The sequence below is a fragment of the Niallia sp. XMNu-256 genome, assembly GCF_036670015.1.
In the GTDB taxonomy this organism is placed as follows: domain Bacteria; phylum Bacillota; class Bacilli; order Bacillales; family Cytobacillaceae; genus Bacillus_BD.
This window is the reverse complement of the sequence record NZ_CP137636.1, coordinates 3,514,572-3,526,870: the sequence shown is the minus strand read 5'-3', so window position 1 is coordinate 3,526,870 and position 12,299 is coordinate 3,514,572. Positions and strand designations below refer to the sequence as shown.

Sequence of the window (12,299 nt, the reverse complement as noted above, 5' to 3'; positions counted from 1 at the left end):
ATTCTGGATGTTACCTAGTGAGCCCAGAATTTGGTGTTTTTTTATTGTCTACCGCAATGTTCTGCAATAAGTTTCCAATCTTCTAAAAACAAGGACCATAGGTTAGGACGTCGTCTTACTGCTAAAGGATGGTAGGCAACAGCTGTTTGATTTCCATTGACATGATGTACTTGTCCCCGCAATGATTTCACGTCTACTTCAGAATTTTGAAAAAATGATTGAACAGCTACGTTACCTAGACAAACAATCAGTTGACGCTGTTTTGAATCTAGTTGCTGCTTGAGGTGATTCATACAAACTTGCCGGGTTCGTTCCTTGTCATAGGCTCGAGTCGGTTTTCTTTTTAACACGTACGTTACATATAAGTCATCGACGGTCAATCCAACTTCATAAGCAGCCTTTTGCAATGTTTGTCTTGTTCCACACACAAATGGTTGATTCTCCCGATCTTCTCGAGCACCCGGATTATCTAATAAAACAAGGATGGGTGCGTCGGGATTCCCTTCACCCCAGACCATTCGTGATCCATGTTCAATTAAACCACATTCACTGCAATTTTTTAGATGGTCAGGTGTTGGTTCTTCTGGCCATAATGATGCACAAAAATCAGACAAAATCTTCTCTCTCCCTTATTCCTATTTTTCATTATTAATATACCCAAATAGTCCTTCCTATATTGGATATACTCGCATTCGTAAGTTAAAATATGCTATGTTAAATGGGACTAACAATAGGAGTGATCTTATGAAACCCATTCCTGATATTATTGATGAAAATTTAAAAGTCCTTTTCACCGGATTTAATCCTAGTGTTCGTTCTGGTGAAACAGGTCATCACTATGCAAACCCAAATAATCGATTCTGGAAAATACTATTCCAAGCCGGTTTAACCCAAAGAAAATATCAGCCTGATGAAGATGTCAGTCTGCTGGCTTCTGGTTATGGTTTTACAAATATTGTACCCAGACCAACGAAAGCTGCTGATGAGATTACGAAAGAAGAATATCAAGAGGGCAGAATCGAACTTCGGAAAAAAATCGAAAGGTACTCACCTAAAGTAGTTTGTTTTGTCGGGAAAGGGGTTTACCTTCAATACAGTGGCCTTAAATCAGCTCCATGGGGAAAGCAGGACAAATCAATCGTTCCAGGCACCATCGATTTTGTCGCCCCTTCTTCAAGTGGCCTTGTCCGAATGAAACTGGATGATGTAGTAGCTATTTATAAAGAGCTCCATAAAATCATTCATCATTCATCCTAAAACATGGCAGGGGTTAGGTGCATCCATTTATACTTATAATTACATTATTATGACGAATACATAAAGTTTTTGCCAAGAAAAAAGTCTATAAACTGATTCCTTTTAGTAATATTGAATAAGGCATCATATATTCGCACGAAACAAAATGGACTGGGGCAGCTGACTGTCCCTCTGTCCCGGAGGTAACATGCATGAACAGGGAATTAATAATTAATCCGACCCAATGTTATGAGGCAGCTGAGCGGAAGGCCGCGGGTTATTTTGCAGCTCTATCTACTGGAGTTCGCGAAAAAAGTTTTATCCCAACCCTCACACAAGATTTCAATTCTTGGAAACAACAACATATCCACCATTCATTTCGATCCGTTTTTTCACGGAAAAAGAAAGGTCCCGATAAGAAAGGGTATCGTGGCTACATTCAATGGCTCAATTTTACCGGCAAATTGGAACCTTATCTCGATCGAAGCATTTCCTATCTCTTCATGAGGGATTTAGGGAAGGATTTAAATTCGCTAGACACGCAGAAAAGGGTAAAAGAAATCGTAAATGATTTAAAGGTCCAATTGACGAGTGATGATGATCAATCCAATCAATTTAGCTTGGCCGGGCAATATCGATGGGCAGAGAAAGAAGGCATCCCAGCTACCTTTATTTGGCTTATAGAAAAACTAAAAACAGTTTCTTCTCATATTCCCGAGAAAATGGACGCAGAACACGCCAAGAGAAAGTTAATTAAAATTATTGCCGGGGTCCTCATGCATGTAATCGAGGAAATGAATGAGGACGTACCTGCCTCAGAACGGAAACAGCGACTGGATGAGGCAATTCGACTTGGCTATTCCTATGGGTTGACTTATCCATTTATTGACGACCTTCTTGATGCCAATGTTTTATCACCGAGTGAGCAAGTCGAATACACTCAATTGATTCGGACTACCCTTACGACAGGTTATGTACCAGAGCTACCTGAATGGAGGGGCGAAAATAAAGAATTAATAACCTTCATACATAGTGAACTAAAGGAAGCCTTTGAATATATTAGAAACCATCAACACCAAGATTCGTTAAAATCTTTTTTCGAAGAGGCGTATATCTTTTTCCAATCACAAGAAGTGGATCGTCAGAAAAGTTTAGCTTATGCGCAATATAGAAATGAAGAATTATACATCCCGGTTATCCTCAAATCATCTTCCTCCCGCTCGATTGTTCGTTCAGTTATTGATGCACCCGAGGATGAGGGCTTTGAAAGCCGGACTTTTTATTATGGCATTTATAACCAGTTGGCAGATGACTTTGCAGACATGTTTGAGGATCAGAGAGATGGGGCAGTCACACCATACACGTATTTTTACCAATACCATAAAGAGCGCCCCGATTTAATTAATCCTTTCGAATTATATTGGGCTGTCATTTCTCATCTTATCCATAATATCTATCAATCCGATTCTAAAACATGTGAAGTCATTCTTAATCGGGCCATTAATGGATTAAAACGGTTTAAGGAAAAAATGGGTGACAAGAAATATCATGAAGTAATGAGCCTTCTAACAGCTGATATGCCAGAGTTCAATTCTTTAATTCAAAAAATGGTAGATAAAGCAGATGATGTTGATTTCTTCGATAAGTTGCTACGGGATCATATCATTACGAATTTGAAAAATGACCGCAAAGAACAAGATGCGTTTTTAGACAAGGTGGAAGATATAAGAGAGCAGATGAATGCTCAATTATCGATCGTGTTAAAAAGTAATGCTGCTTTACTTGATGAGTCAATTATGGAAGCGGCAAATTACAGCCTTGAAGGCGATGGAAAGAGGCTTCGGCCTGTGATGGCATGGATGATGGCCGTTGATCATTATGGATTACAAGCTTCTGCAGTGATGCCGCTTTTGAAATCATTAGAATACATGCACACAGCCTCGTTAATTTTTGATGATCTGCCTTCACAAGACAATGCAACTTTTCGCAGGGGGAAGTCCACGTTACATCATGTGTATAACACAGCAATCGCAGAATTAACGGGTCTTTATTTGACACAAAAAGCGATTGTGGAACAAACAGGACTTCGTAAGTTTGATCCCGAAACCGTTCTCCAATTGATCCAATACTCAGCTGAAGTTACAGCAGAAATGTGCAAAGGACAGGCGATGGATTTACAATCAAAAGGCAATGTATTGACGTTGGAACAATTGAATACGATGTGTTTTTATAAAACCGGGGTCGCTTTTGAAGCTTCTTTAATCATGCCTGCTATTCTTGCACAAGCGAACGATGAAGAGGTAACAGCTTTGAAAAAGTTTGCTCGTCATGCCGGAATTGCTTTTCAAATTAAGGATGATTTATTAGACGTTGAAAGCAGTGATGACCAACTTGGAAAACCGGTTGGCCAAGATATGGAAAACAATCACTCTACCTTTGTAACCGTCTTAGGGTTAGAAGGCGCCAAAATAGCGATGTGGGAACATTATTGCCAAGCGATTGAAGCCATGGAAGAACTTCCAACCCAGATTCCATTTTTGAAACATCTCTTAAACTATCTAGTACTTCGTGATAGGTAAAATACCCATTGACTAGTACACCATTTTGAAAAAGACATGAGATAAGTTGATAAAAAAGGAGAATTCGTAAGTGACAGAAAAAGAAAAAATGCTAAGTGGGCAGCCATATAAGTCATTTGTCCAAGAGTTAGTGGAAGAAAGACAGCATGCTAAAGAAGTATTATTTGATTTTAATGCCTTAAGACCAAGTGAAATAGAGAAACGGAATGAAATGATTAAGAAGCTTTTAGGCAAAGCAGGAAAAGAATTCTTTATTGAACCGCCTTTTCGTTGTGACTATGGGTACAATATTTCAATTGGTGAAAATTTTTATAGTAACTATAATTGTACGATTTTGGATTGTGCCCCTGTCACGATCGGGGACAATTGTATGTTTGGTCCAAATGTAAGCTTGTTTACTGCAGGCCATCCGATTCAACCTGAACCACGAAATGCAGGAATTGAATTTGCCTATCCCATTACAATCGGTAATAACGTTTGGATTGGCGGTGGAGTCATTATTAATCCGGGAATTACGATTGGAGACAATGTCGTCATTGGAGCGGGGAGTGTCGTTACAAAAGACATTCCAGCAAATGTAATCGCAGTAGGAAATCCATGCCGAGTTCTGCGAGAAATTGATTAAGATTGCAGTAAGAAACCATCCAGATTTTATACGAAATGGACTAACCCTTACAAAATTTTAACGAAATTTAATAAGGTGCAGGTACTTTCCCCATTTTTTAGGGAAGGCGCCTGCACCTTTATTTTTTAGTTTAACGGTTTTGTCCTTTAGGCATAAATTCTTTTGAAAACTCAGCCATAGCAGAGGACATGTTACGGCCGATGTTTGCATGTTGGAGGGAGTTCATCGCATTTTGAACCGTTCTTGTAAGGTTGACGTTATTCCGGTTCCGCCTTATTCCATAGACAGCAGCACCAGCTCCTAAGCCAATTAAAGAAGTCATCAACATGTTACGATTTCTTCTCCGTCTTCCAAGCAGATTCTGTTTTCTCGCCACTTTATAAAGAGTGTTTAAACGTTGATTCATTTGCGAACAACTCCTTTCATGTTTTGAAAAGCATGAGAAATGATCCTTCCCTTTAGTTAATATTTGCGTTCTCAAGCCTTCATATGCTGGCAAAGTTTTCACATATAATTAAAATTTTCTGTAAAATAATTCATCAAAATGGGAGTATAATTATTAAAAAAGGGGTGATTGTGATGGGAAGAAAAATAACAATCAAAGGTGAAAAGTTAACGCTAACATTAACGGGTTTAAATGCTTTCTTCGCCTTCAAGCAGAAAATTGTCATCCCCTACCAAACAATCGAACATGTTTTTGTCGGCCCATTTCAAGCGCCTGAATGGATGATCCGAATGCCGGGAACGTCCTATCCACCAATGGATATTTATGAAGGCAGCTACAAATATGGAGATGAATGGTATTTTCTATCTTATGGAGGTTCATGGCCGTTGCTGCAAATCGAATTAAAAGGACATAAGAAATATCGCTATGTCATTGTTCAAATTGAGCAACCAACGAAAAAGGCTGCAGAAATTAGAAAGTGACTTCGTCAACTTGAAATATAACCCTTATAGTTTACAAAAAAGCCTAAAAAATGCCGGCAGAGATGATGCCAGCATATAAATATTATTTACGGTTTTAAAACAACTTTAATACACTCCTCTGTTTTTGTATCAAAAACCTCATATCCATGTTTGGCATCGTCAAGCGGGAGAACATGAGTGATAATATCTGCCATATCAACCTTTCCATCGTTTGCTAGCTCATAAAGAAAAGGCATATATGGAATAACAGGAGCTTGCCCTGTTTTAAGGTCAACATTCCGTTGAAAAATATCCCCAAGCGGGAAGGCATTGTATCTACCGCCATACGCTCCGGTTACTTGGATCGTGCCACCTTTACGGACTGCTTGAGTCGCCATCACTAATGCACTCATCGACCCGCCCTGCAGTTTCATGCCAGTCGCTAGAAATTCGAGCGGAGTGAATTTACCATCCATACCAACCGCATCAATGACAATATCCGCACCACCTTGAGTAATCTCTTTAATGTACTCACCCGTATTCCCATGCTGTTCAAAATTAACGATCTCCACTTTATTCGTTCGTTTCGCATGCTGCAAACGGTAATCAATATAATCAACTGCTATGACGCGTTTTGCGCCTTTTAACCATGAGAACTTTTGTGCTAATAAGCCAACTGGACCGCAGCCAAGTACCACAACCGTGTCGCCCTCTTTCACTCCTGCATGGTCAACACTCCAATAAGCAGTAGGTGCCGCATCGGCAATTAATACTAACTTTTCATCTTCGACTTCACAACTTTCAGGAATTTTAAAAGGAGTGAAATTACCATAAGGAACACGCAAGTATTCAGCTTGTCCGCCAGCAATACCTCCATTAGATTCTGAATAGCCGAAGAAACCACCAATTTCGCCATGTGGATTCGAATTATCACATTGACTCGTTAAATCTTGGTCACAATACCAACAATGGCCACAAGCAGCATTAAATGGAATGATGACCCGATCTCCTTTTTTCACCTTTGTTACCTCTGGACCAACTTCTTCGACAATTCCTAATGGTTCATGTCCAATCACAAAATCGGTCGGAGTGTTGGGAATCATTCCATGAATTAAATGCAGATCAGATCCACAAATGGCTGAAGTCGTAATTTTAACAATAATATCGTCAGGATTTTTAATATCAGGTGTTTTTACCTCTCGAACTTCAACATTTTTGATCCCTTGGTATGTTACAGCTTTCATCTATGTAACCTCCTTTATTGATTCGGGGTTGCAAACATACCCAACCGATCCGTATCTTGTGGAAATAAATTCATTTTCGCGATTTGCACAGCGGTTTCTGCTGATTTTAGATCGACTTCATACTGTTTAGCAAAATCACTTGGATTGAGCCAATCCTTTTTTATCATTAAATTGGAAATTTCCTCATGCAAATCAATCGCTAAGTTCATTTGCTTAAATAAAATTTTCCGCAATTCTGGACTTGCTGTTTCAGTAAGAGCAAAGCCATAATTACGAATCCCTGTTTTGACGGCTAAAAGAAAATCCATTGCAATCGCAGAATCAGCTAAATTCGGCATTCCCTCAGCATTCCGCGGATCTAAGTAATCCTCCATACGAACACCTCCAAGTTAGTGCAATAATTGATTTTTTTCATAAAAGGTAACAAGTTCGTTAATATCCTTGATTGATTGTTGAACATCCTTTTCCATTAAGGCCTTTAATTCATTATCAAAACAAATACCTTGCATGAGTTTTGATTTTAAAAGACAAACGGTTTTGAAATTAAGAATTTCATGAGTTTCCAAGGTTTCATGTAGTGCCAATGATTCTTGCATATCCCAACCTCCATACAAATAGTAAACAACGTTATCAGGCTTTACGGACAAGCCTGGTGGCCTCAACTAACGATTAGTGGGAAAGAGCACCCACTGATGAAAGTTTCACTTTATTGTCCCCGACCACTCTTGCTTTTTATACGAGATGAATATTTTAACGAAATCAAAGACACGCTATGATTGAAAAAATGCCAATAATGGGGTGGAAACATGGTGCAGTATTTAGCTCTTCACGAAACATTGGACGTTCATGAGTTATTAACATCAAAAAATTTAACGTTAACAAAGACGACAACGATGAGTAAATTGGTGAAAGACCCGGAACTAAAAGCGATCATGGAAGAAGACGTAGCAACGGCTACAAAGCACATTGAACAATTACAGGAGTTATTAACGCTTAGGGAGGAAACACAATGAATGGGCTCATTCAAAATATGATGGGGATGGGGGGAATGACGGATCAAGTCATTGCCACAGACTTCTTAATCGCAACGAAGGCAGCGATAAAAGACTATTCAGTTGCGATTACCGAGGTGACCACACCAAAAGTACGTGCCGTATTAAGGGAGCACTTGCGAGATGCTGTAGACACACATGAAAAACTAACGAATTTTATGATCGCAAAAGGATTCTATGCCCCTCATGATCTCAGAGAACAATTATTAGTTGATTTAAAAGCCTCTGAAACTGCCGTAAATCTGGCACAAAAATAACGATTTAAAAGAGTAAATGACGATGCATTTACTCTTTTAATTTTTTTATGAGTGAAATTTTTAAAGCATTCATTCTGAAAGCTGATGAGGCGAAATGGCTGAGGGTAAAAAGGAACCGGTCCTTATAAGGGGATAAGGATCGTAATACAGATGTTAAAAGGAGAAAACGGTCTTCATAAGGGGTTATGAAGACCGAGCTGCCGGTGTTTAGGAAACAGGGCTTTATAAGCGTGAAGACATAATCCTTCGTTATAGAGCGTTCACATAAGTCATCGATCACGGATCTCATGGAGCAGGGCTAATCGCCGTCTGGCAGCAGAAGTAAAAACAGTTGAATTTCGTTCTTTCAACTTTTCACGAATCCGATTGGAACCTTCAAATGAATCATTCGTTTTTTCATCATCCCTCATAAAAAATCAACTCCTTAGTTCGTATCATTCCCACTTCAAAAACAAACTACAATGTATTTGAAATAAATTATAAATAAATTTACAAAAAGCTCACATACCTGACCCTAACTTGCATATACTGTACCATAACAGATAGACGGCAGTGAAAATTGTATTATAAAAAGGAGAGGGTAATGATGTTACAAAGTCCGGTTGATTTTTTCAAAAACTTACCAAAGAGAGTTTGTCCAGAGTGTGGTCAAGTAATTGAGGAACAAGCAGAATCTTACATCATGGAATGTGACCATTGTTTACGAATGAAAGAAGAATAAATGAGTTATAGTTTATAAAAAAAGAAGGGGGCTGTTTCAACATTTAAATAAAACAGCCTCTTTTACATTTATCTCTATATTTGTAATGAGCTTAAACGGATGTAGATTAATTAATGTTTTGTAGACAAAGTGTTAAAAGTTTTAAAAGGCTTACATACAATACCAAGTAATGCATATACTGTATCATAACAGACCGACAAATAATAAATTTGTATTATAAAAAAGGAGCGTGTTCAAATGTTACAAAGTCCAGTTGAATTTTTTAGAAGCTTACCGAAAAGAGAGTGTCCAGAGTGTGGTCATGGGATTGAGGAACAAGCAGAGTCCTATTTAATGGAATGTGATCATTGTTTAAGAAACAGAGATGAGTAAATGAAAAAGGGCTGTTCCAAAGGTGTCTAGTCACCCTTGAAACAGCCTCTTTTTTATGGAAATCGGCTAACCGAAATAATAGACTTGTCGTTAGGAGGATTCATTCATTAATGTTTTCTATTAAAGATGGTCAAACAGATCATTCTCTTTATTTTGGTCAAAAGTTAAGACCTCATCGACTGGCTGATAAGACTCTCCATAGAAATGCTGGTCTTTATAAGTATGGATTAAGTCATACGTTTTCTTCATCGCCTCAAAAATGATCTCTTCCGATTCCCCATGTGGTGCCCAATAGAGAATTTCCATCGGATTGATTTCCTTTGTCGCTAAAGAACGCCTGTGATACCCAATTGACTTGGCATGGATAAACCCTTCTCTTTTATAAAAATGAAGCCGTTTCTCCGTATCACTATCCTTATAATTGATCGGTTCCACTTCAAGGATGATCGGCTTTTCTTTTTTCTTTAACTTTTCCAATAATTGATGACCAAGCCCTTGACCTCTAGCCTTACTGGAAACGAGAAGGTAATCAATAAAGATGAAACTGTCCAATTCCACATACATTAAAATGTGATAAGGACCTTCATCCTTGTGATAAATTTCAGAACGCTCCTTCAGCAACGTTTCCATATGTTCCTTCGATTTCATTTCTACAATCGGAAAATATTGATTTAACTTTTCATACCAATGCATCGAAGCTCTCCTTTTAAAGTATCCTAACAATGTCATTATTTGTTCTGTCACTTTACTTTATTCTTCAATGAAAAAATCTGTGTAGGTTAATGTCTTGCTTACCCATTCCCATAAAAAAACAAACCTAATTATGCTTATCCGATTGCTAGTTGGGCAAAGATTAAGTACAATAGACTAAGAATTTTTTGAAAAGAGGGTAACTGATGAAAAAAGAATCCATCTATGGATTAACGTTCGAACAACTGACAGAATGGCTATTGGAACGAGGTCACAAAAAATTCCGTGCTTCACAAGTATGGGATTGGCTATATAATAAACGCGTCACTGAGTTTTCAAAAATGAGCAATATTAACAAAGATCTTCTTCAATTATTAGAAGAGAACTTTTTGATTCATACAACGACTTTAAATACAAAACAAGAATCAGCAGACGGAACAATTAAATTCCTGTTTAATCTGCAGGATGGCAATCTAATTGAAACAGTGTTAATGAGACATAAATACGGCCTTTCGGTTTGTGTAACGACTCAAGTCGGCTGTAATATCGGTTGCAGCTTTTGTGCCAGCGGAATTCTTGCGAAAAATCGCGATTTATCGAGCGGTGAGATTGTTGAGCAGATCATGAATGTTCAACATCACTTAGATGAACAAGGTAAAGACGAACGAGTCAGCCATATTGTTGTAATGGGAATTGGAGAACCATTTGATAACTTTGATAACTTAGTTAAATTTCTAAAGGTTATCAATGACCAAAAAGGGTTGGCGATTGGTGCGAGACATATCACGGTTTCAACAAGCGGATTAGTTCCGAAGATCTATGAATTCGCTGATCTAGATTTACAGGTGAACCTAGCTTTATCATTGCATGCTCCAAATAACGAGCTACGTAGCCGTGTGATGAAAATCAACCGTGCGTATCCGATTGAAAAGCTAATGGAAGCGATCGAATATTATCTAGAAAAAACAAATCGCCGGATTACGATTGAATATATTTTATTAAAAGATGTTAACGATCATAAGGAAGAAGCGGTCCAACTGGCGAATTTAATAAAGGATAAACGTCATCTAACGTATGTGAACTTAATTCCTTATAACCCAGTCAATGAACATATCCAATATGAACGTAGTGAAAAAGAAAGCATCCTTGCGTTCTATGATACATTGAAAAAGAATGGGATTAACTGTGTTATCCGTCAAGAACAAGGAACAGATATTGATGCAGCATGTGGACAATTGCGTAGTAAGCAAATGAAGAAAGAGAAAACAAGATCATAAGTCAAATATCTTCCCGATGAAAATTGTGTGGGATTCCCCGGTTTGTTTGATAAAAATATATCTATAAGCTTGTAGCTTTCAGCAGAAGTCCCCTACCTTTATAGAGGTAGGGGACTTTGTTGTTTTTGCTCCCGATTCAGTCCGAAAGAGTGTCGGATTCGGACTCTGGTCATCCTCCTGCTCCCGGTTTTGTCCGAAAGAGAGTCGGATTCGGACTCTGGTCATCCTCCTGCTCCTAGTCCTGTCCGAAAGAGTGTCGGATTCGGACTCTGGTTATCCTCTTGCTCCTGGTCCTGTCCGAAAGAGTGTCGGCTTCGGACTCTGGTTATCCTCTTCATCCCAGTTCTGTCCGAATAAGGTCACAATTCGGACTCCGGTCAACCTCTTGCTCCCGGCTCTGTCCGAATAAGGCTGCAATTCGGACTCCGGTCAACCTCTTGCTCCCGATTCAGTCCGAAAGAGTGTCGGATTCGGACTCTGGTCATCTCCTGCTCCCGGTTTTGTCCGAAAGAGAGTCTGATTCGGACTCTGGTCATCCTCCTGCTCCTAGTCCTGTCCGAATGAGGGTCCGATTCGGACTCTGGTCAACCTCTTCATCCTAGTTCTGTCCGAATAAGTCTCGAGTTCGGACTCTGGTTATCCTCTTGTTCCTGGTTCAGTCCGAAAGAGTGTCGGATTCGGACTGCGGTCAACCTCTTGCTCTTGGTTATGTCCGAATAAGTCTCGGATTCGGACTCTGGTTATCCTCTTGCTCCTGGTCCTGTCCGAAAGAGTGTCGGATTCGGACTCTGGTTATCCTCTTGCTCCTAGTCCTGTCCGAAAGAGAGTCGGATTCGGACTCTGGTCAACCTCTTCATCCTAGTTCTGTCCGAATAAGTCTCGAGTTCGGACTCTGGTTATCCTCTTGTTCCTGGTTCAGTCCGAAAGAGTGTCGGATTCGGACTGCGGTCAACCTCTTGCTCTTGGTTATGTCCGAATAAGTCTCGGATTCGGACTCTGGTTATCCTCTTGCTCCTAGTCCTGTCCGAAAGAGAGTCGGATTCGGACTCTGGTTATCCTCTTGGTCCTAGTCCTGTCCGAAAGAGAGTCGGATTCGGACTCTGATCATCCTCCTGCTCCCGGTTTTGTCCGAAAGAGAGTCGGATTCGGACTCCGGTCATCCTCCTGCTCTTGGTTATGTCCGAATAAGTCTCGGATTCGGACTTCAGTCAACCTCTTCATCCTAGTTCTGTCCGAATAAGGCTGCAATTCGGACTCCGTTCAACCTATTGTTCCTGGTTCAGTCCGAAAGAGTGTCGGATTCGGACTGCGGTCAACCTCTTCATCTCGGTTCTGTCCGA

The 12,299-nt window shown here is 39.5% G+C and carries 17 protein-coding genes; 9 read left to right on the top strand and 8 right to left on the bottom strand.

Translation table 11 applies throughout. The features are described 5' to 3' along the window. Positions 1-41 precede the first annotated feature (41 nt). The gene (locus tag R4Z10_RS17950) at positions 42-614 is read right to left on the bottom strand and encodes a uracil-DNA glycosylase (RefSeq protein WP_338470646.1); all 573 of its coding nucleotides are present in this window, start codon (positions 612-614) and stop codon (positions 42-44) included. A 130-nt stretch (positions 615-744) separates the two neighbouring features. Between R4Z10_RS17950 and mug the strand changes: the two genes are divergently transcribed. The 3 genes from mug (at position 745) to R4Z10_RS17935 (ending at position 4,440) form a co-directional block, all read left to right on the top strand. Continuing rightward, positions 745-1,257: a G/U mismatch-specific DNA glycosylase gene (gene mug, locus R4Z10_RS17945; RefSeq protein ID WP_338470645.1), complete on the top strand. Its 513-nt coding sequence runs from the start codon at positions 745-747 to the stop codon at positions 1,255-1,257. A 191-nt stretch (positions 1,258-1,448) separates the two neighbouring features. Next, entirely contained in the window at positions 1,449-3,815 is a 2,367-nt protein-coding gene (locus R4Z10_RS17940) for a polyprenyl synthetase family protein (RefSeq protein ID WP_338470644.1), read from the top strand. Positions 3,816-3,885: 70 nt separating this feature from the next. Beyond that, on the top strand, positions 3,886-4,440 hold the full coding sequence (locus R4Z10_RS17935; RefSeq protein WP_338470643.1) for a sugar O-acetyltransferase: 555 nt from the start codon (positions 3,886-3,888) through the stop codon (positions 4,438-4,440). A 130-nt stretch (positions 4,441-4,570) separates the two neighbouring features. Here the strand turns inward: R4Z10_RS17935 and R4Z10_RS17930 are convergent, their stop codons facing one another. Next, positions 4,571-4,846, bottom strand: coding sequence for a hypothetical protein (locus R4Z10_RS17930; RefSeq protein ID WP_338470642.1), 276 nt, complete (start codon positions 4,844-4,846; stop codon positions 4,571-4,573). A gap of 173 nt (positions 4,847-5,019) precedes the next feature. On the opposite strand from R4Z10_RS17930, the gene R4Z10_RS17925 reads away from it, so the two are divergent. Then, positions 5,020-5,367 carry a hypothetical protein gene (locus R4Z10_RS17925; RefSeq protein ID WP_338470641.1) on the top strand — a complete coding sequence of 116 codons (348 nt, stop codon included), beginning with the start codon at positions 5,020-5,022 and terminating at the stop codon, positions 5,365-5,367. 86 nt (positions 5,368-5,453) lie between these two features. Here R4Z10_RS17925 and R4Z10_RS17920 read toward each other — a convergent pair whose 3' ends face one another. The 3 genes from R4Z10_RS17920 to R4Z10_RS17910 are packed head-to-tail and all read right to left on the bottom strand — an operon-like array spanning position 5,454 to position 7,186. Beyond that, on the bottom strand, positions 5,454-6,590 hold the full coding sequence (locus R4Z10_RS17920; protein WP_338470640.1) for a zinc-dependent alcohol dehydrogenase: 1,137 nt from the start codon (positions 6,588-6,590) through the stop codon (positions 5,454-5,456). Positions 6,591-6,604: 14 nt separating this feature from the next. After that, on the bottom strand, positions 6,605-6,964 hold the full coding sequence (locus R4Z10_RS17915; RefSeq protein ID WP_338470639.1) for a spore coat protein: 360 nt from the start codon (positions 6,962-6,964) through the stop codon (positions 6,605-6,607). 15 nt (positions 6,965-6,979) lie between these two features. Then, a complete protein-coding gene (locus R4Z10_RS17910; protein ID WP_338470638.1) occupies positions 6,980-7,186 on the bottom strand; it encodes a spore coat protein in 207 nt (68 codons plus the stop codon). A gap of 210 nt (positions 7,187-7,396) precedes the next feature. Here R4Z10_RS17910 and R4Z10_RS17905 point away from each other — a divergent pair, with 210 nt between their 5' ends. Both R4Z10_RS17905 and R4Z10_RS17900 read left to right on the top strand, forming a co-directional pair. Beyond that, positions 7,397-7,603, top strand: coding sequence for a hypothetical protein (locus R4Z10_RS17905; RefSeq protein WP_338470637.1), 207 nt, complete (start codon positions 7,397-7,399; stop codon positions 7,601-7,603). Then, on the top strand, positions 7,600-7,899 hold the full coding sequence (locus R4Z10_RS17900) for a spore coat protein (protein WP_338470636.1): 300 nt from the start codon (positions 7,600-7,602) through the stop codon (positions 7,897-7,899). Before R4Z10_RS17905 ends, R4Z10_RS17900 begins: the two co-directional genes overlap by 4 nt. A 269-nt stretch (positions 7,900-8,168) precedes the next feature. On the opposite strand, the gene R4Z10_RS17895 is transcribed toward R4Z10_RS17900, so the two are convergent. Next, complete coding sequence (locus tag R4Z10_RS17895) at positions 8,169-8,309, bottom strand: hypothetical protein (protein WP_338470635.1); 141 nt, start codon at positions 8,307-8,309, stop codon at positions 8,169-8,171. 176 nt (positions 8,310-8,485) lie between these two features. Here R4Z10_RS17895 and yhfH (R4Z10_RS17890) point away from each other — a divergent pair, with 176 nt between their 5' ends. Further along, positions 8,486-8,620 carry a protein YhfH gene (gene yhfH, locus R4Z10_RS17890; RefSeq protein ID WP_338470634.1) on the top strand — a complete coding sequence of 45 codons (135 nt, stop codon included), beginning with the start codon at positions 8,486-8,488 and terminating at the stop codon, positions 8,618-8,620. Between the two features lie 237 nt (positions 8,621-8,857). Continuing rightward, positions 8,858-8,992 carry a protein YhfH gene (gene yhfH / locus R4Z10_RS17885; protein ID WP_338470633.1) on the top strand — a complete coding sequence of 45 codons (135 nt, stop codon included), beginning with the start codon at positions 8,858-8,860 and terminating at the stop codon, positions 8,990-8,992. A gap of 120 nt (positions 8,993-9,112) precedes the next feature. On the opposite strand, the gene R4Z10_RS17880 is transcribed toward yhfH (R4Z10_RS17885), so the two are convergent. Further along, positions 9,113-9,685, bottom strand: a complete 573-nt coding sequence (locus R4Z10_RS17880; protein WP_338470632.1) for a GNAT family N-acetyltransferase — start codon at positions 9,683-9,685, stop codon at positions 9,113-9,115. 203 nt (positions 9,686-9,888) lie between these two features. On the opposite strand from R4Z10_RS17880, the gene rlmN reads away from it, so the two are divergent. Beyond that, entirely contained in the window at positions 9,889-10,959 is a 1,071-nt protein-coding gene (gene rlmN, locus R4Z10_RS17875; protein WP_338470631.1) for a 23S rRNA (adenine(2503)-C(2))-methyltransferase RlmN, read from the top strand. A 377-nt stretch (positions 10,960-11,336) separates the two neighbouring features. On the opposite strand, the gene R4Z10_RS17870 is transcribed toward rlmN, so the two are convergent. Continuing rightward, a complete protein-coding gene (locus tag R4Z10_RS17870; protein WP_338470630.1) occupies positions 11,337-11,495 on the bottom strand; it encodes a hypothetical protein in 159 nt (52 codons plus the stop codon). Between the last annotated feature and the right edge of the window lie 804 nt (positions 11,496-12,299).